This window comes from Phaeovulum sp. W22_SRMD_FR3, from assembly GCF_052113705.1.
Lineage (GTDB): Bacteria > Pseudomonadota > Alphaproteobacteria > Rhodobacterales > Rhodobacteraceae > JBGQOG01.
The window spans coordinates 79,872-98,213 of the sequence record NZ_JBGQOG010000014.1 but is presented as its reverse complement, the minus strand read 5'-3'; the positions used below and the strand labels follow the sequence as shown (position 1 = coordinate 98,213).

Genomic DNA, 18,342 nt, shown 5'->3' with positions numbered 1-18,342 from the left:
TCGTTAGGGGGGTCAGCTCTCGGAGAGCGCGACCTTCATGTCTTTGACCATATAGATCACTTCACCATCAGCCTCGACGATCCCGTCGGCGACGCCCATGGTCAGGCGGCGGGTCGAGAGGGCCTTGGTGAAGTCGACCTTATAGGTCAGCATCTTGCGGTCCGGGCGGACCATGCCGGTCAGCTTGACCTCGCCCACGCCCAGAGCATAGCCGCGCCCCTGCCAGCCGCGCCAGCCCAGATTGAAGCCGGTCAGCTGCCACAGGCCATCCAGGCCAAGGCAGCCGGGCATGATCGGGTTGCCGGGGAAGTGGCAGTCAAAGAACCACAGATCCGGGGTGATGTCGAATTCGGCCACGACATGGCCTTTGCCGTGCAGGCCGCCATCTTCCGAAATCTCGGTGATGCGGTCCATCATCAGCATCGGCGGCGCTGGCAGCTGCGCATTGCCGGGGCCGAACAATTCGCCCCGTGCGCATTTCAGCAGCGCTTCCTTGTCAAAGCTCGTCGGATACCCCGCCATCGACCGGCCCCCTTGTTTCGGCATGTAATTGGCACCCCCTCTAGCAGAGGCGGGCGCGCGAGAGCAAGGGCCGCGGGGCAGGAGCCTTGACGCGCGGGGCAGGGCCGCCGCCGGGCGCATTCCCGGCGCATCCGGGCTGCATTCCGGGCCGTGCCCGCGGCCGGCGTCTGGCAAGGGGCATTGAAAAGCGTGGCGCGCGCGGCATATACTCAGCCTATGGATCACACAGAGATGACGCAGAACGCAGAAACCGGCGACCGGGTGCAGCAATGGCTGGCGCAGGGCCAGTTGCGGCCAACGCGGCAACGCCTGTCCCTTGCCACTTTGTTGGTGGGCGACGGGATGAACCGCCATGTCACGGCCGAGGGACTTTATGCCGCCGCCGCCGAGGCGGGCGAAGCGGTCTCTCTCGCCACGGTCTACAACACGTTGCGCGCCTTTTGCGAGGCGGGCCTGATGCATGAGATCACCGTGGACGGCGCGCGGTCGTATTTCGATACCCGCACCGATGATCACCCGCATTTCTTCTGGGAAGACAGCTCCGAGCTGACGGATGCCCCCGCCGAAGATCTGGAAATCGCGCGCCTGCCGAAAGCCCCCGCCGGGGCCAGCATCGCCCGCGTGGATGTGGTGATCCGGCTGAAGCGCCTCTGACCTGATCGCATTCATGCGTGCCGGGGCGTCTCCGAACTGTGGGGACTGCGGGGTGGGCGCGCCCGCAGTCTGGCCGCAAGCCCTGTGAGATTCCGCTCCCGCGCCTTTGCCTGATCGCAAATATCCTCGGGGGGAGCGTCGCGTTTCCCCCCATTGAGGGGAAACCGCGTCGCCGGGGGGCAGACAGCCCCCCGTTCCGCCGCGCGTGCCGGGCCCGCCGCTTATCGCTTGAACCGATCCGCCAGTTTCTCCAGCGCCGAGCGGGTATCTTCCGCCGGTGCCGCCTCCGGCAGTTTCGCGAGCTTTTTCTCAACCGGTGCGCGCGGTGCCTCTGGCGAAGGCGAAGGCGCAGGCGCGGGCCGGGTGCCGGTGGAGGCACGGGGCGGCGCGGTGCGCAGCGCCACCGCGTTCAGAAACTTCGCGTCATCCCCTTCCGCCAGTTTCGCCGCCCCATCCGAGAGGCCGCGCAGCAGATCGTCCAGCCATTCCGCTTCGGCCTTGGCGAAATCCGAGAGCACGTAATCGGCCACCCGGTCCTTGTGCCCCGGATGCCCGATCCCCAGCCGCACCCGGCCATAGGCCTCACCCAGATGCTGATGGATCGAGCGCAGCCCGTTGTGACCCGCATGCCCGCCGCCCGCCTTCACCCGGCATTTGCCGGGGGCCAGATCCAGCTCGTCGTGGAACACCACCACATCCGCGGGGGTCAGCTTGTGAAACCGCACCGCCTCGCCCACCGATTGCCCCGAGAGGTTCATGAACGTGCCGGGCTTCAGCAGCAGCACCTTTTCGCCTCCCAGCATCCCCTCGCTGACCAGCCCCTGAAACTTCGCCCGCCAGGGGCCAAAGCCATGATCCGCCGCGATCCGCTCCATCGCCATAAAGCCGATGTTGTGCCGGTTGCCCGCATATTTCGCGCCGGGATTGCCCAGCCCCACAAAGAGACGCATCGCCTGATCCTCAACCGCCGTTTCATCCATCTCGTCGCGCGCAATCTAGGGGGCCGCGCCAGCAGGCTCAACCACCCGTGTTGGCGCCGGCCCGATCTGCAGGGCGCTGGCCCGATCCTCAGGGCACAGGTCTGGCAAGCAGGGGGCTGCTGCGGCGCCTTGCCCGCCGCCCCGCGCGCAGCAAAGCCCGCCGCCTTGGGGGCTGGGGCCGCGAATTGCCCGCCGCCCCCGCCGTTGCAGGCATGAAAAAACGCGGAAGGTTGCCCCTCCGCGTTCACTGGTCTTCACCAAAGGCGAAAGATCAGGCTTCTGCCGCTTCGTCTTCGTTGTCGGCCGAACGCAGACCCGAGGGCGCCGCGATGTTGGCCACGACGAAGTTCCGGTCGATCGTCGGCTTCGCGCCTTCCGGCAGCGGGATGTCTTCGATGTGGATGACATCGCCGATGTTCTTGCCGGTCAGATCCACGGTGATGTGATCCGGGATGTCGCCTGCCAGAACTTCCAGCTCGACTTCCTGACGCACCACGGTCAGCGTGCCGCCGCGCTTCAGGCCGGGCGAGGCTTCGTGGTTCTCAAAGGTCACGTGAATGAACAGGTTCACGCGGCTTGCACGGTGCAGACGCATCAGGTCGATGTGGGTCGGCAGGTCTTTCACGACGTCGCGCTGAACGCCACGGCAGATCACGCGGACGTCTTCCTGACCTTCGACCTGCAGGTTGAACAGGGTCGACAGGAAGCGGCCTTTGCGCAGACGGGTCAGCAGCTTGTTGTAGTCAAAGTTGACAGCCAGCGGTTCTTTGCCGTCGCCGTAAACGATGCCGGGCACGAAGCCCTCGCGGCGTGCTTGACGAGCGGCCCCCTTGCCTGTCCCCGTACGCGCCACGGCGACAAGAGTTTCGATCTCTTTTGCCATTGGTTTTCTCCAAAATCCAAATGTTAGACGGGCACCCTCCAAGGGTGCGTGCCCGCAAGGGCGTCGCTATAGCGGCGTTTGCCCGAAAAGAAAAGCCCTTAGCCAAATGCCCGTGCCGCGGCACCGGAAGCGCGCCAATTTGCCCGCACAAGACCCCCGTCGCGCGCGCCGGGGGCAGGGGGGCCGCAGAGATGACGCAATGTTACACCGTCGCGCGAAAACCCGCCAGCCTGAGGGCTTAGGCCATATTTTGGCGCTGTCGGGCCTTTGGGGGCCGTGATACCAGCGGTAACCGGCGCTCAAAGCGCTTTGGAGGGGGATCTCATGCAGTTTTGGCAAAGCTTGCAGGCATCACGCGCGACGGGCGCCGCCCTGGTGTCCGTGGGCGTGTTCTGGGGGGGATTTGTCGCCTATCTGCCCGTTTACAAACTGCGGGCCGGTGTCTCGGATGCCGCCTTGGGGCAGGCGCTGATTCTCGCGGCCGTGGGCGGCATCGCGGCGATGACATTTGCCCCGCGGCTGGCCCGCGGCCTCGGGCGCTGGCTCTTGCCGCTCACGACGCTGGTGCTGGCGCTGGCGGCGCTGTCGCCTCTGGCCATCTCCAGCCTTGCCACGCTGGCAGGGGGGATGCTGGTCATGGGCGCGGCAATGTCCTCTGTGGACATTGGGTCGAATGTGCGGATCTCGATGAATGAGGCGCGGTTGAACCTGCCGCTGATGAACCTCAACCACGCGTTGTTTTCCTTTGGCTTTGCGGGGGCGGCGGCGTCGATGGGTCTGGCGCGACATGCGGGCTGGCCGCCGGAGACGGCTCTGCCGTTGCTGGCACTGGTCCTGCTGGCCCTGGCGGCGCTGACCTATACCCGCGCAGACCCCGTGATGGCGGATGCACCGCCGGTGGCGGCGGCGCAGTCCCCCTGGGGGGCCATTCTGCCCGCGGCGGCCATCCTGTTCGCGGCCTTCATCAGCGAGAACGCCACCGAAACCTGGTCTGTCCTGCACATCGAGCGCAGCTTGGGCGGTGCGCCGGGCGAGGGTGCCTTTGGGCCCGCCATGCTGGGGATCACGATGGGCATCGGCAGGATGGCGGGGCAGGCGCTGGCGTTGCGGCTGGGATCCGCGCGGCTGGTGGCCTATTCTGCCTGCCTCGGCGTGCTCGGGGCGCTCACACTGGCGCTGGCCCCGGTGCAGGAGGTCGGGGTGCTGGGGGTGGCGCTGATCGGGTTGGGGGTTGCGGTGGTGGTGCCGTCGGCCAATACCCTGCTGGGGGCGGCGGTCGCCGCCGATCAACGCGCCTTTGCGATTTCGCGGGCCTGGATGCTGGGCTTTGCCGGTTTCTTCATCGGCCCGGTCACGATGGGGCTGCTGGCCGAAGCGGTCGGGCTGCGCTGGGCCTTTGTCGGCGTCGCGCTGATGCTGGCCGCGATATTGCCCGGCCTGTGGTGGCTGGTGCGGCGCTGAGGCCGCACCAAACCTTCACTTATACTGGCCGGTGAACCCTTCTGGCAGCAGCACATTGTGCCGCCCGAGATCCTTCACATCCCGCTCGCCACACAGCGCCATGGTGATGTCCAGCTCCTTGTGGATCACCTCCAGCGCGCGTTTGACGCCCTCTTGCCCCATCGCGCCCAGCCCATAGATGAAAGCGCGGCCGATAAAGGTGCTTTTCGCCCCGAGGGCCAGCGCCTTCAGCACGTCCTGACCCGAGCGGATGCCGCTGTCCATGTGGATCTCGATCCGGTCACCCACCGCCGCCACAATCTCGGGCAATATGCGGATCGCCGAGAGCGCACCATCCAGCTGCCGCCCGCCATGGTTCGAGACGATGATCGCATCCGCGCCGAAATCTGCCGCCATCCGCGCATCTTCGGCATCCAGAATGCCCTTCAGGATCAGCTTGCCGCCCCATTTTTCGCGGATCCGCGCGATCTTGTTCCAGTCAAGCTGCGGGTCGAACTGCTCGGCGGTCCAGCTCATCAGGCTCGAGGTATCCCCCACCCCCTTGGCATGGCCGACGATATTGCCAAAACTGCGTCGCGGCGTGCCGAGCATCTCCAGCCCCCAGCGCCATTTCGTCGCCAGATCCAACAGCACCGGCAGCGTGAATTTCGGCGGCGCCGAGAGGCCGTTCTTCAGATCCTTGTGCCGCTGCCCGAGGATCTGCAGATCCAGCGTCAGCACCAGCGCCGAACAGCCCGCCTTTTTCGCCCGCTCGATGATCGCATCCACGAAATCCTCGTCGCGCATCACATAAAGCTGGAACCAGAACGGCGCCTTGGTATGGGTTGCCACATCCTCGATCGAGCAGATCGACATGGTCGACAAGGTGAACGGCACCCCAAAGGCCTCTGCCGCCCGCGCCGCCTTGATCTCGCCATCCGCGCATTGCATGCCGGTCAGCCCGACCGGCGCCAGCGCCACCGGCATCGTCACTTTCTGGCTGATCATCTCCGTCGCGGTCGAGCGTCCGGACATGTCCACCGCCACCTTCTGGCGCAACCGGATCTGCGCGAAATCCGAACTGTTCTCGCGAAAGGTCTGCTCGGTATAGCTGCCCGATTCCGCGTAATCGTAGAACATTTTCGGTGCCCGGCGCTTATGGATCCGCTTCAGATCCTCGATGCAGGTGATCACAGCCATCCGGTCCCTCCCGACGAAATCTCAAAATTGGTTAGGATCCATTACCAATGTCGCGCTTTTCCGGCAAGGAAAAATCCCCCGGAACGAAAAAGCAGGCCCGCAGGCCCGCTTTTGCATTCTTCTTGGTCCAAATACCTCGGGGGAGCCCGCAGGGCGGGGGCAGCGCCCCCTCTTCCTTTCAGCCCATGCGCCTTCAGCCCATGCGCCTTCAGTCCGCGATACCTCAGCCGCGATGCGCGCCCGCCGCCAGCTCGGCCACCCGGCCCAGCACCTCGGCCGGGGCGCGTCCCTCGCCGATCAGCTTGACGATGGCCGAGCCCACAACGCAGCCATCCGCGACGCTTGCGATGGTTTCAGCGGCTTCCGGCGTGTTGATGCCAAAGCCGACGATGACCGGCAGATCGGTCGAGGCCTTGATCCGCGCCACTTCCGGTCCAACCTCGCCCGCCTGCGCGGCGGCGGCACCGGTGATGCCGGTGACCGAGACGTAATAGACAAAGCCGGAGGTGTTCTGCAGCACCTTCGGCAGGCGCTTGTCGTCGGTGGTGGGCGTCGCCAACCGGATGAAGTTCAGCCCGGCGGCCTGCGCGGGCAGGCACAGCTCACTGTCTTCCTCGGGCGGCAGATCGACCACGATCAGCCCGTCGATCCCGGCGGCCTTGGCATCGGCCAGAAACTTCTCCACGCCGCGCGAATAGATCGGATTGTAATAGCCCATCATCACGATCGGGGTGGTGTCGTCGGATTTGCGGAATTCAGCCGCCATATCGAGGGTTTTTTGCAGGGTCTGGCCGCCGTCGAGCGCGCGCTGACCGGCCAGCTGGATCGTCTGACCATCGGCCATCGGATCGGTGAAGGGCATGCCCAGCTCGATGATATCGACGCCCGCCGCGGGCAATCCCTGCATCACCGCCAGCGAGGTGTCCAGATCGGGGTCGCCCGCCATGATATAGGCGACAAAGGCCTTTTTGCCTTCGGCTTTCAGTGCGGCGAATTTCGCGTCGATGCGAGTCATGGCGTCCCCTTTGGCAAATCCAATAGCGGTGTGCGCGATGAGGGGCGGAAAATCAATGCCCGGCTGCGGTTTTCGGCCCGGCTTCCGGGCGGGAGCGGGAAAGATGTCGCCCGCGCGCAATGTTGGGTCGTGGATCGCCCGCGATGCGCCTGTCGACGGCGCCCCCGCCTGCCGGATTGCCGCGAAAATGCCTGTACCCACAGCCTCCAGCTTGCCTTGCAGCGCCCCCCCGCCTATGAAGCGCCGAAGATTCAGCGCAGGAGAGAGAGCATGGGTTTCAAGATGGGTATCGTCGGTCTGCCGAACGTCGGCAAATCCACGCTCTTCAACGCATTGACCAAGACGGCTGCCGCGCAGGCCGCCAACTTCCCCTTCTGCACGATTGAGCCGAATGTGGGCGAGGTGGCGGTGCCCGACAACCGTCTGGACAAGCTGGCGGAAATCGCAGGCTCCAAGCAGATCATCCCGACGCGGATGACCTTTGTCGACATCGCCGGTCTGGTGAAGGGCGCCTCGAAAGGCGAGGGGCTGGGCAACCAGTTTCTGGCCAATATCCGCGAATGCGACGCCATCGCCCATGTGCTGCGCTGCTTTGAAGACGGCGATGTGACCCATGTTGAGGGCCGCGTTGATCCCCTGGCCGATGCCGAGACCATCGAGACCGAGCTGATGATCGCCGATATGGAGAGCATCGAAAAGCGCATCGCCAACCTGCAGCGCAAGCTGAAGGGCGGCGACAAGGAGGCGGCGGCGCAGGAACGTCTGCTCAAGCAAGCGCTGGCGGTGCTGGAAGCGGGCAAGCCCGCGCGCACGGTGAAAGTGGCGGAAGACGACGCCAAATCCTGGGACATGCTGCAACTGCTGACCGCGAAACCGGTGCTCTTTGTCTGCAATGTCGAGGAAAGCTCGGCGGCCACCGGCAACAGCCAGTCGGCCCGCGTGGCCGAGATGGCGGCGGCACAGGGCGCCGGTTCGGTGGTGATTTCGGCGAAGATCGAAGAAGAGATCAGCCAGCTCGACGCCGAAGAGGCCGAGATGTTTCTGGGCGAAATGGGTCTGGAAGAGGCCGGTCTCGACCGTCTGATCCGCGCGGGCTATGCCCTGCTGGGGCTGCAGACCTATTTCACCGTCGGCCCGAAAGAGGCGCGCGCCTGGACCATCGGCGAGGGCACGCTGGCACCGCAGGCGGCGGGGGTGATCCACGGTGATTTCGAGCGTGGCTTCATCCGCGCCGAGACCGTCGCCTATGAGGATTACATCACCTATAAAGGTGAGAGCGGCGCGAAAGAGGCGGGCAAATTCCGCGTTGAGGGCAAGACCTATCTGGTCAAGGACGGCGACGTTCTGCATTTCCTGTTCAACGCCTGACAGCCTGACAGCCTGACAGCCTGGCCGATGGCCTTGCCCGTCAGGGCACGCAGATTCGATTTGGGGCGCTGCCGCGACATGCGGGGGCGCCCTTGCTTTAGGGCCGTCCCGAACTTCGTGGGTTGTTTTCGGCAACCCCGGGCGGCCACAGGCTGCTGCGCCCGCATCTACTTGTGTCGCGCGCACCGTGTCCCCTGTGCCCTGTCCCCTGTGCCCTGTCCCCTGTGCCCCGCGGCTCATCGGGGCAATCGCCGGATGCCCCTGCGCATAGCTGGGGCCGTTGCCGTTATGGTCAACGCAACGTCAGGTGACAGGCTGATCGCCGCGGGCTAAGCTGCTGCCATGACCCTGCTGCTTGCTTTCCTTCGTACGCTGCTGCTGACCGCCGTCGCGGTGGCCTTTGCCGTGCCCGCAAGCAGTTTCGCATCTGCCGTGGCGGGCGGCGCGACGCAGCACGCCGGGATGATGACAGCCGCAACCGCTGACGATTGTGCAGATCATACCGGCGGCGGTCCGGTGACGGATCCCGCGCATGAGGCGGGCTGCCGCGCGCATTGTCTGGGGTTGGCGATGGCGCCGGTCCCGCCGCGGGTGACGCCGCGGGTGATGCGGGCGGCGCGCGCGGTCGCGCCGGTGTCCGCGCGCGCGGCGCTCTCCTTGAGCCCCGAGCCCGAGGGACAGCCGCCGCGCCCGTGACTCTGTGAACCCGGCGCCCCGGCGCTGTTTCCCTCAAAAGTCACGGAGATCATGATGACGACATTCACCCGTCGCGGCTTTTTGGCCGCTTCTTCGGCTGCAACCGCGGCCTGGATGGTGCCGGCCCGCGCCCGCGCCGCCACCGATCGCTTTGCCCTGACCGCCACCACCCGCGTGATTGAGGTGGCCGGGCGCGCCGCCACGGTCATGGGGCTGGTCAATGCGGGGGGCGGTCTGGGCCTGACGCTTGACCCCGGCCAGCGGTTTCGCACCGATCTGACCAATGCGCTGGACAGAGAGACCATCATCCATTGGCATGGCCAGATCCCGCCCAATGCGCAGGATGGCGTGCCCAACACCAACCCGATGCTGAAACCGGGCGAAACGCGCGCCTATGATTTTGACGCGCGGCCGGGCACGTTCTGGATGCACAGCCATATTCCCGTGCATGAGATCGGGCTGTTGGCCGCCCCGCTGATCGTGCGCCGTCCCGAGGATCTGACCGAGGACCGGCAGGAGGTGGTGATGTTCTTGCACGACTTCTCCTTCCGCACGCCGGAGGAAATTTTGGCCGGTCTGACCCATGGTGCCGCGATGGATCACAGCACGATGAACCATGCCGCGCCCTCGGCGGGTCTTGGGGCAGGGGGCATGGCCGCAATGCCCGGCGGGCATGCGATGCATGGCAGGCCGGATCCGGCGGGGATGTCTGGTCAGCATGAGATGCCAGGTATGGGCGGACTGATGACCGGCGGCATGGTCATGGATCTGAACGACCTCAATTTCGACGCCTATCTGGCCAATGACCGCACGCTCGACGATCCGGAGGTGGTCGTGGTTGAACGCGGCGGACGCGTGCGCCTGCGGGTGGTCAATGGCGCGGCGATGACGGCGTTCTGGATTGACACCGGCACGGCTGCCGCGCGTCTGGTGGCGGTTGATGGTGAGGCGGTGGTGCCGGTCCCGGGAAGCCGCTTTTCCGTGGCCCCGGCGCAGCGGCTGGACATCGAGGTTGACCTGCCCGCAGATGGGGGGGTGCTGCCGGTTCTGGCCCTGCGCGAAGGCGCGCGCGAGCGCACCGGCATCCTGTTGGCACCGCGTGGCGCGCCGGTGCTGCGGCTCGCCGGGCTTTCGGATGCGGCGCATCCGCCGGTCTCGGGGGACATGGCGCAAGAGCGTCAGTTGCGCGCGCTCGCCCCGCTGCCAGAGCGGGCGGCGACGAACGCGCAGATGGTGATGCTGGAGGGCGGCATGCAGCCCTATCGGTGGACGATCAACGGACAGGTCTGGGAGAACCGCCAGCCGGTTGCCGCCAAAAGCGGCGAACGGGTTGAGCTGATGTTCCACAACATGTCGATGATGGCGCATCCGATGCATCTGCATGGGCATGTGTTTCAGGTGGTTGCGGTGGGGGGCGCGCGGTTTGCCGGGGCCGTGCGCGACACGGTGCATGTGCCCGCGATGGGCAGCGTCACCGTCGCATTCGACGCGGGTGAGCCTGCGCCCTGGATGCTGCATTGCCACCACATGGGCCATTTGGCCACGGGCATGATGACCGAACTGGCTGTCAGCGCCTGAGCCTGCTCGCGGGGGCAGGGGGCAGCCTCTGCCTTCGCCCATGTTACCAACCTCGCGGGCCGCGCGGCCCGCGGGCGATGGCCCGGGCCGGGGCTGTCTGCAGCAGATCCAAGACCGGTGCGGCGGCTCAGCTGCGTCCTGCCTTTGGCAAGCCGCTTGTCGAGCAGCTCACCACGCCGGAGATTGCCGAGTGGTTACCGCTCTTCGCGCCGCCGTCCCGGCGGTGCCAATCAGGCGCTGGGGTTGCTGGTCACAAAGCTCAATTTCGCCCGCGTCAAAACCTCGTGCCACGCACGATGCCCAACCCTTGCGCGCCGATCCGCCGCAACCGACGGCAACTGGCCGCTTGCTCTCTGCCGCGCAGATCACGGCACTGGGCAAGACCCTCGACAGCGCAACGCCGCAGCATCGCGACGCTGCGGATACGATCCGCTTGATCCCGCTGACCGGCTGCCGCTCCGGCGAAATCCTGCAGCTGGGCCGGAGCGAGGTATTGGCTGACAAACTGGCGCTGGAGACGACCAAGACCGGGCCGCGCACCGTGCATTTAGCGGTTTCGCCCTGATTGCGTTCGGTCGATCTGGCATGCTTTCCGGTCACGTCAGATACCTGCTTTGTGCCGTCTTCTCGCAGCAGGTATCTGCCCCTTTACGGGACGACTATGGGCCGTGCGAGTGACTCCGCAAAAGGATGCTTCCTGTCCACCGACGACATGCGTACAACCAAGGTCGAGACGCTCGCGACACCGTGCCCCAGAGAGATCATATGACCCCCGAAAGCGCATCCGTCCTTTTGCCCAAGCGACCAATCGTCGTGATGTGCAGCACTTTCGATGAGAACAGCGGTGGTGTGATTGTGCTTCACGCGCTTGTTGACCGGCTGCGTGCGCTGGGCGCTGATGCATATGCCTATCAAAACTCCAAGGACTATGCCGAAACCAGGTCCGCTTGGATCCGAAGAATTAAACGCTGGAACCAGCGCCGCCGACAAGCACGCTTTCAAACCCATCCGTCAATGGACGTGCCGCTGGCACCGGAGAAGCTTCTGGGGGAGGCGATCATCGTCTATGCCGAAACCATTGCGGGAAATCCCCTGCAATCGCCGCGGGTGGCGCGATGGCTGCTTCACCGGCCGGGATTTTTACGTGCGGGCACCAAGATCGGGATCGGCGAAGAGATTTTCTTTTACCAAGAGGCTTTTGCGGAAGGCATTGAGAGCGTTACTGCCGACAGATTGTTGCAGTTGCGGTGGCTGCGTGACGATATCTACCGTGATCTGGGGCGCCCGAGAAGCGGTTCCTGTCGGATGATCCGCAAGGGCACCAATACGGCAGAACAGATCCCGAAACCCGACCCGGCCATTTTGCTGGATGGCAAAAGCCATGCTGAGATGGCCGAGATATTCAATGCAACTGAGATCTTTTATTGCCATGACCCCTATACGATGTATGCCTATTACGCGGCGCTCTGTGGCTGTTTGCCGGTGGTTATCCCGCAGCCAGGGCTAAGCGCTCAGGCGTGGCGCGCGGGCTTTGAGCTCAAGCATGGCGTGGCCTATGGCGAGGATGAGATCGATTGGGCACGCGCGACGCGTGGGCAGCTGATCGCGGATATGCATGCCGCCAAAGAGCGCGAGACAGACATGGTTGTGCATTTCCTCGCGACGCTTCAGGCACGTTTCGGCTAGGCCGCACACCGGGCGGATCACTGGGTAAGACTTTCATTCAATACGGAGCGGGCGAGTGCGGGACATTGCCATTTACGGATGCGGCGGATTCGGGCGCGAGGTGTTGCAGATCATTCATGCGCTGAATGCGCAGGTGCCGCAGTGGAACTGCATCGGCTTTGTGGTCGATCCCGGCATTGCGCATCCTGAGACGGTGCATGGGCTACCCGTGGTGGATGATGTCGCACGGATTGAGCGCGGTACGCGTGCCGATCTTGCGATTGCGATCGGTGCACCTGCCGTCCGGCGACGTATTGCCGAACGGATGGGCGCGCTCGGCCATGCTTTCCCGGTATTGGTGCATCCACGCGCCTGGATCGGCGCGCAGGTCGACCTCGCTGAAGGGGTGCTGATCTGTGCGGGGGCCTGTTTGACCACCGACATTACCGTCGCGGCACATGTCCACATCAACCTCTGCGCAACCGTCGGCCATGACGCTGTTCTTGGCGCCTATTCGACGATCAGCCCCGGCGCGAATATTTCGGGCTATGTCGCCTTGGGGGAGGGGGTCGACATCGGCACGGGCGTGACGGTCATTCAAGGCGTTGCCATTGGCGAAGGCGCCGTCATCGGTGCCGGGGCGGCGGTCGTCCGCACATTGCCGCCCCATTGTACTGCTGTCGGCGTGCCCGCCAAAATCATCAAAACCGGCGCGGACCGTTCATAGCAGACGCGCGATCTCGTCCTCGAGCATGCCATCGGACAGCTGCGCGACATCCGGATGTGTCGGGATGTTCACCAGATGCGCGTAAAGCGCCCGCGTCTGCGGCAAATCCGCAAGAGGCTTGTAATACTTGCCGAAGGTCAGATGCCGGGCCTGCGTGATCCGCTCAAGCGGGATTTCCTGAGGTCCGAGGTAACCCCAGCTCATCGCCGGTGCTGCCGGGCCGAAGGGACGCAGCGGCGCGAGGCCAAGGCCGGTTGCGATCCGGTGCACGCGTTCCGCCTGTTCAAGATACAGGGGCTCCCATTCCGAAACCGTCTCCAGACGCTCGATCAAAAAGGCGCAGGCGATGTCCGAAATCTTACCGTTATTGAGCCAGCAGGCCGGGTCTTTCGGTGCGGGGCCATAGTTGAGCAGGCCATAAAAGTCTTCAGCTGCATCGGCCGGTGTCAGCGCCAAGCCACCTTCGCCCATTCCATAGGGCTTGGTATGGTGCAGGCTGAGCGCCTGCCACGGCCAATCTGGCATGGTGCGGCTGATGCCTGCCGCATTGTCGATCAGCAGGAACTTTCCGGTTTCACGCGCGAAGGCGATGTACTCGGCGAAGTCCTGAAAAAGGCCAAACGGGTTGACCACGATGATGCCATCAAAGCTGTCCGGCGGCAGGGCCCGCACAGCGTCCATATCCAAGAGCCCCTGTCGGGTGCAATCGACCAGCGCCATATCTGCAAAATACCCGCGCCCCAAATTCTGAAAGCTGAAGGCCGAGCCTGCCCATTTAAGCGTGCGACCCTCGCGCAAGGAGAGCAGCTTGGCCATGGCCTCCAAAGCGATCCCGGCATTGGCGCAGGGGGTCACTTTGCAAGCGCTGTCCAGCCCAAAATGCGCCGCGTAATTTTCTTCAAGGAGCGTGTACAACGGCCCTCTGTTCGCCCAGATGTTTTGCGCCGCGCACAGCTCAAGCAAGGTCGCAACGCGGTGCATATTGGGAGATTTTTGGTTCACAAATTTGATCATTGTCGAGCGCTCTTTGTAAGGCTCCAAACCTATTAGTCGGTTCGATGCAGCGAGGCCATCAATATTCACAGCGTGCCACCCAAGCCTGAATCTTATCGCAGAACGGCGCAGCGAGCGGACTTTTCCTCGGCACCAGACCTCGGAAACGGGACCGCCCCGATCAAGGGGTTTTGTGCATGCGAGATCGGCCGCCGGGGTGCGGATCTGAACATCTGTTCTTTCCAGACCGTCCTGCTGTCACTGCCGCCTTTGGCCGAGATCACCCCGGCTGCATGCTTCGGTCCGTGGTCAGCGCGGGGGCTGCCAAGATGATGCCGGTTCCATGCAATGCCGATGTGCCCATCTCACTGGCGTGCTTCGTGTTGCGGGCAACAATCCTGACCACCGCCTCATCGGAACCGCGTCCCGGGGGAACCTCGGAAGCCTGCGTTTCGGCAGGAACGGGTGGTAGCTCGGGTCGTCAGGCCGCATGCGGCCTGCGATGCCGGACCGGAAGGCGGTGTCCTCACCCCCCATTCGGTGAAGAATCACCCCGATGCGCCTGGCCAGGGCGAGCATGGCGCGCGTTGCGCCACGGCGGCGCGCCGATCCCGGGCACAGACAACAGCCGGCGGCATCGCAGGTCATCCTGAGCCAAGTGGCGGACACGGCGCTCCGGTCCCGGCAGGTCTTGCCGCCAGCATGCCCGCGCCCGGCGCATCGGTTCTGTCGTAGAGCCACGCATGGGATTGCCCGTGGCAGTTCTCGGATGCGAAGGCCGAACCTGCCGCGGGATAGGGCGCCCCCCGTGAGCCCGAAGTTTCGCAGCAGCCCGCGCAGTCGCATTTCCAGGGCGATCATGCCTTGCGGGACGGTCTTGCGCGCCGCAGGCACGGCGCCGACCTCTTGCGCCGAGACCGATTTGCCGTGAACAGGCCGAAACCAGCCGAGGTGAAGCAGGCGGGCGATGCCTTCGGCGTCACGACGATCCGTGTTGATCGGCATGGCGATCAGGGCACCTTTGAGCTGCCGCGTCTCCATCCGCACGACATCCGGACCCGCGATTGAGAGGCCGTGGTGCAACCGGTGTGAGAGCGGGTCTGCCTCGAAACCGATGGCCGCCACCGCGCCATCTGGCCCCCCAATCCTGTCCAAAAGCGCCTCAGGCGCGCTGGCTGCCTGCGCCTTCCTCACAATCTGCCCTGTTCGCGGATCACGCAGATCGCGGTTTTTGCCCGCGACACAACCAATCCGATACACGGTCTCATCCCGCAGTCTTCCCTATGGATCCGATACGGGACTGGCGCCAGCTTACCCGCCATTTTGCAACGGTATCGGGTGGATCGCGACGCAGGCCCCGTTGCGGCATCTCGGTAACGGGCACGTTCATAACGTGAGACGACAGGTCTCATTGGCACAGAACTTACATCACGCAGAGAGATTTCGCGGGGGCAGCGCAGTGGTGCCCAATCCGCCGACGGCTGACATGATATGGCCTCGCATGTTGTTTCGCCGAACGCCGCGCTCCCCCCTGTGTAACCAGCCGCTGATGGCAATGGTCTGATCGAGAACTGAGGTGCGTCGCCAAGCAAAGTTGCAGTACCTTCGTCCTTGGGTTTGCTCACATAATTTTCGCCATAATGATGTGGCGCGCATCCAAAGCTCTGTTCCAGAGGACGTTCTGTTGCTCCTTTTTGATGAGTTGCCGCAGTGCCTGCTGCGTTAGGCGCGCAGCAATCCGGCACAGGGGAACCTCGCTGAGAATGCGAGGCGGAGAGGCAGGCAGCGCAGACCGCAAGTCGCGCCGCATGGTGCTGACTTCGATGGGGATTGCGAGCCTAAGTCTCCGACATCTCAGTAAAATTGTGGGTTACTGCTGCGGCCGAACTTTTTCCAGAATACAGCTTGTTTTCCGATACCTTGCCGAATATACCGCTCAGCGGAGCGGTGGCCGAGTGGTCGAAGGCACACCCCTGCTAAGGGTGCAGACGGGGAACCGTCTCGAGGGTTCGAATCCCTTCCGCTCCGCCACTTGCACATTGCAAACCCGAAAACAGGTCCCTCGCGGGGCCTTTTTCTTTATGTGACAAAGGGGTTTGCAGGGACCATCCGCCCTTCGGAGACTGGCCGACTGCGCAAGATCGGTCTCCGAACGCCCACCGTCTCTTTCCACCCGCCCTGCGCTCTTGGCGAGACGGATTCAAAACACCAAGACAATTCAATGAACTGATGGGATCGCGTTGCGCCCGTGTTTCGCTGGTTCCGGCTTGTCTCAAAGCAGACGGAGATGCGACACGGGCGGCGTGGTGGATGGTATGTCTTGGGAGTTTTGCGCGAAGTCTCTGATGACAAACGCAGTTTCCGCCCCTAGCCTGGCGCGATGTCAAACGGGGCCTGGACAGATCAAGAAAACGACCTGATCGTCGCGGATTACTTCGCGATGCTGGCCGACGACGTCTCAAGTCGTCCCTACAACAAGGCCGAGCACCGGCGCGGGCTCCTGCCGTTGTTGAATGATCGGTCCGAGGGATCGGTCGAGTTCAAGCACCAGAACATCAGCGCCGTGCTGAAGGGGCTGGGTGAGGATTGGATCCCGGGCTACAAGCCTGCCTTCAATTTCCAGATGACGCTGGTGGATGCCGTGGCGCGTTGGCTGGCGCTGAACTCGGCGTGGCTCGGCCGCCATTCGCGTGCAGGAGCGCCGACTGGCCTGGCGGAGGCACGGCCGATCTGGATCGGGCCGCCGCCCACGTTGTCGAACCAGCTGCCGCCGCAGGAGCTGGAGCAGATGCTGCACATCGCCCGCAAATTCGATGTCGCGACGAGAGACGAACGAAACCGGGCCCTCGGCCGTGCCGGTGAGGAACACGTCCTGGCGCATGAGCGTGCCGCCCTGAAATCAGCGGGCAGAGACGATCTTGCGCGCAAGGTCCGGTGGGTGTCGGAGGAGGATGGCGATGGTGCCGGCTACGATATCGCGAGCTTTGCACCCGACGGCCGGCCGCGCCTGATCGAGGTGAAGACGACGAATGGCTGGGAACGCACGCCTTTTCATATCAGCCGCAACGAGCTGGCCGTGGCCGAGGAGCGGCGTTCGGAATGGTCCCTGTTCCGGCTCTGGAACTTCGCGCGCGAGCCGAAAGCGTTTGAGCTGCACCCGCCGCTGGACGCGCATGTCTCGCTGACCGCGACGTCCTTTCAGGCGAATTTTCACTGACAGCGGCGCAGGTGTCAGACGTTTCAATTGGGGAACCATGCCGCACCAGATGACGCCAGGCTCCCCCCGCGGTCAGCGGTTTTCTGGCCACCGGGGCCGTCAGCCCCGCGGCCAACGGGCGCGGCCCCGGAGGGCAGGGACGGGCGCCCCGCCATCGCGGTTGAGGGCCCCGGCGCTCAGTTTCCGATGGCCACGAATTCAATCCGGCGGTTGCGGCCTTTGTTCTCCGGGGTGGAGTTTTCCACCACCGGGCGCGCCTCGCCATAGCCTACGGTGGCCAACCGGCTGGCGGCGATGCCCTTGGCCAGAAGGTAGTCGGTCACCGCCTGTGCGCGCCGCTGGCTCAACCGCTGATTTTCGCGATCACTGCCGTCACTGTCGGTATGGCCGCCCACCTCGACCCGCAGATCGGGGCAGCGGCGCACAATGTCGAAGAGGCTGTCCAAGAGCGGCGCGGATTGCGGGTCAAGCCGGGCACTTCCGGCGTTGAAATAGATATTGCCGGTGCGCGACAAAATCTCGAACCGGCCGACGCAGGCGTCATGGTCCAGATCGCCCTTGGTTTCCAGCGCGGCAGCGCCGGGCGCCACGGCGGCGGTCGGCAGGGGGGCCATCGGCGTGCCGGGTTGGTTGCGGTCAAACAAGAAATCGAAGTTCACAAAGCCAAAGGGGAGGATGTCGACCCCGGCGGCATCTTGCAGTTTGGCGCGGCCTTCCTCGAGGTTGTATTCCGCCAAGGGCAGGATCAGCGGCGCGGAATTGTTCACCGCCACCCGGTCATTGTCGAGAAGGGTGACGGTGACCTGCGCGGTCAGCGGCACCTCCACCCCATGCAGGGTCAGCACGAGAGGCAGATCCAACACCTTGCGCCGCAGTTGCGGCAGATCGCGGAGCTGCTCCGCCTCCAGATGCGCGGTGATCGTTGCCTCCGGGAACTTGAAGGTTTCAAAAAACAAAAAGCGCATCCGCACATTGCGCAGATCAATCTTGGTATCGACGGAATCCATCAAAATCTGCAGTTTCGTGCTGCCATCCGGGCCGATCACCCCCGAAAATGTTGCAAAAGTGCTGCTCTCGGCAATCGAGTTTTTCTTGACCGAGAGGAAACGGATCGCCGAAGCCGCCGGGTCCAGCGTCCAGCCATGCTCGAACGGGTCCAGGGTCTGGGCAAACCCGCCGCCACAGCTCAGCGCCAGTGCTGCCACGGCGGACAAAATGCGATGACGCATGACAGGCGACCTCCCTCAGTGGCGGGGGGCAAGGTCCCGCATCCGGATTGCCCATGCTGAGTACAGGCGGTTTCGGGGCTTGTGGCAAGCCTGATCGCAGCCGCGCCTGCAATCGAGGGCGAAAATGCCCGATCCCAGGTGAAATTAGCACTGTTAACCTGTCGGGGCGACGGGC

Annotated in this window: 16 protein-coding genes, 1 tRNA gene and 1 pseudogene; 10 read left to right on the top strand and 8 right to left on the bottom strand. The window is 64.3% G+C overall.

Features of this window, described 5'->3' with window-relative positions:
• Positions 1–12: 12 nt before the first annotated feature.
• Positions 13–522 (bottom strand): bifunctional 3-hydroxydecanoyl-ACP dehydratase/trans-2-decenoyl-ACP isomerase, encoded by a 510-nt coding sequence (gene fabA / locus ACEN2S_RS16455; RefSeq protein ID WP_441867871.1) that lies wholly within the window; start codon positions 520–522, stop codon positions 13–15.
• Between the two features lie 231 nt (positions 523–753).
• Between fabA and irrA the strand changes: the two genes are divergently transcribed.
• Entirely contained in the window at positions 754–1,176 is a 423-nt protein-coding gene (gene irrA / locus ACEN2S_RS16450; RefSeq protein WP_441867869.1) for an iron response transcriptional regulator IrrA, read from the top strand.
• 221 nt (positions 1,177–1,397) lie between these two features.
• Here irrA and pth read toward each other — a convergent pair whose 3' ends face one another.
• The gene (gene pth / locus ACEN2S_RS16445; RefSeq protein WP_441867867.1) at positions 1,398–2,126 is read right to left on the bottom strand and encodes an aminoacyl-tRNA hydrolase; all 729 of its coding nucleotides are present in this window, start codon (positions 2,124–2,126) and stop codon (positions 1,398–1,400) included.
• 301 nt (positions 2,127–2,427) lie between these two features.
• Positions 2,428–3,039, bottom strand: coding sequence for a 50S ribosomal protein L25/general stress protein Ctc (locus ACEN2S_RS16440; RefSeq protein WP_441867865.1), 612 nt, complete (start codon positions 3,037–3,039; stop codon positions 2,428–2,430).
• Between the two features lie 324 nt (positions 3,040–3,363).
• Here ACEN2S_RS16440 and ACEN2S_RS16435 point away from each other — a divergent pair, with 324 nt between their 5' ends.
• Positions 3,364–4,500 (top strand): MFS transporter, encoded by a 1,137-nt coding sequence (locus ACEN2S_RS16435; protein WP_441867863.1) that lies wholly within the window; start codon positions 3,364–3,366, stop codon positions 4,498–4,500.
• Positions 4,501–4,515: 15 nt separating this feature from the next.
• On the opposite strand, the gene ACEN2S_RS16430 is transcribed toward ACEN2S_RS16435, so the two are convergent.
• Positions 4,516–5,679, bottom strand: coding sequence for an alpha-hydroxy acid oxidase (locus tag ACEN2S_RS16430; RefSeq protein WP_441867861.1), 1,164 nt, complete (start codon positions 5,677–5,679; stop codon positions 4,516–4,518).
• A gap of 223 nt (positions 5,680–5,902) precedes the next feature.
• Complete coding sequence (gene trpA, locus ACEN2S_RS16425; protein WP_441867859.1) at positions 5,903–6,694, bottom strand: tryptophan synthase subunit alpha; 792 nt, start codon at positions 6,692–6,694, stop codon at positions 5,903–5,905.
• Positions 6,695–6,964: 270 nt separating this feature from the next.
• On the opposite strand from trpA, the gene ychF reads away from it, so the two are divergent.
• From ychF to ACEN2S_RS16395, 6 genes are all read left to right on the top strand, one after another.
• Positions 6,965–8,062 (top strand): redox-regulated ATPase YchF, encoded by a 1,098-nt coding sequence (ychF, locus tag ACEN2S_RS16420; protein WP_441867857.1) that lies wholly within the window; start codon positions 6,965–6,967, stop codon positions 8,060–8,062.
• 342 nt (positions 8,063–8,404) lie between these two features.
• The gene (locus ACEN2S_RS16415; protein ID WP_441867855.1) at positions 8,405–8,758 is read left to right on the top strand and encodes a hypothetical protein; all 354 of its coding nucleotides are present in this window, start codon (positions 8,405–8,407) and stop codon (positions 8,756–8,758) included.
• A gap of 54 nt (positions 8,759–8,812) precedes the next feature.
• On the top strand, positions 8,813–10,336 hold the full coding sequence (locus ACEN2S_RS16410) for a multicopper oxidase family protein (protein WP_441867853.1): 1,524 nt from the start codon (positions 8,813–8,815) through the stop codon (positions 10,334–10,336).
• A 307-nt stretch (positions 10,337–10,643) separates the two neighbouring features.
• Positions 10,644–10,901, top strand: a complete 258-nt coding sequence (locus ACEN2S_RS16405; RefSeq protein WP_441867851.1) for a hypothetical protein — start codon at positions 10,644–10,646, stop codon at positions 10,899–10,901.
• A gap of 200 nt (positions 10,902–11,101) precedes the next feature.
• The gene (locus tag ACEN2S_RS16400) at positions 11,102–12,022 is read left to right on the top strand and encodes a hypothetical protein (protein WP_441867849.1); all 921 of its coding nucleotides are present in this window, start codon (positions 11,102–11,104) and stop codon (positions 12,020–12,022) included.
• Positions 12,023–12,077: 55 nt separating this feature from the next.
• Complete coding sequence (locus ACEN2S_RS16395; RefSeq protein WP_441867847.1) at positions 12,078–12,728, top strand: acetyltransferase; 651 nt, start codon at positions 12,078–12,080, stop codon at positions 12,726–12,728.
• On the opposite strand, the gene ACEN2S_RS16390 is transcribed toward ACEN2S_RS16395, so the two are convergent.
• Both ACEN2S_RS16390 and ACEN2S_RS16385 read right to left on the bottom strand, forming a co-directional pair.
• A complete protein-coding gene (locus ACEN2S_RS16390; RefSeq protein WP_441867845.1) occupies positions 12,723–13,742 on the bottom strand; it encodes a DegT/DnrJ/EryC1/StrS family aminotransferase in 1,020 nt (339 codons plus the stop codon). The genes ACEN2S_RS16395 and ACEN2S_RS16390 overlap by 6 nt on opposite strands.
• 580 nt (positions 13,743–14,322) lie before the next feature.
• A pseudogene (locus tag ACEN2S_RS16385) lies at positions 14,323–14,989 on the bottom strand (IS110 family transposase); the annotation flags it as partial.
• A 673-nt stretch (positions 14,990–15,662) separates the two neighbouring features.
• Between ACEN2S_RS16385 and ACEN2S_RS16380 the strand changes: the two are divergent.
• Together ACEN2S_RS16380 and ACEN2S_RS16375 are read left to right on the top strand one after the other, a co-directional pair.
• Positions 15,663–15,752 (top strand) — tRNA-Ser (locus ACEN2S_RS16380).
• 349 nt (positions 15,753–16,101) lie between these two features.
• Positions 16,102–16,938: a DUF3883 domain-containing protein gene (locus tag ACEN2S_RS16375; RefSeq protein ID WP_441867843.1), complete on the top strand. Its 837-nt coding sequence runs from the start codon at positions 16,102–16,104 to the stop codon at positions 16,936–16,938.
• A gap of 176 nt (positions 16,939–17,114) precedes the next feature.
• Here ACEN2S_RS16375 and ACEN2S_RS16370 read toward each other — a convergent pair whose 3' ends face one another.
• Positions 17,115–18,167, bottom strand: coding sequence for an OmpA family protein (locus tag ACEN2S_RS16370; protein ID WP_441867841.1), 1,053 nt, complete (start codon positions 18,165–18,167; stop codon positions 17,115–17,117).
• Positions 18,168–18,342: the final 175 nt, after the last annotated feature.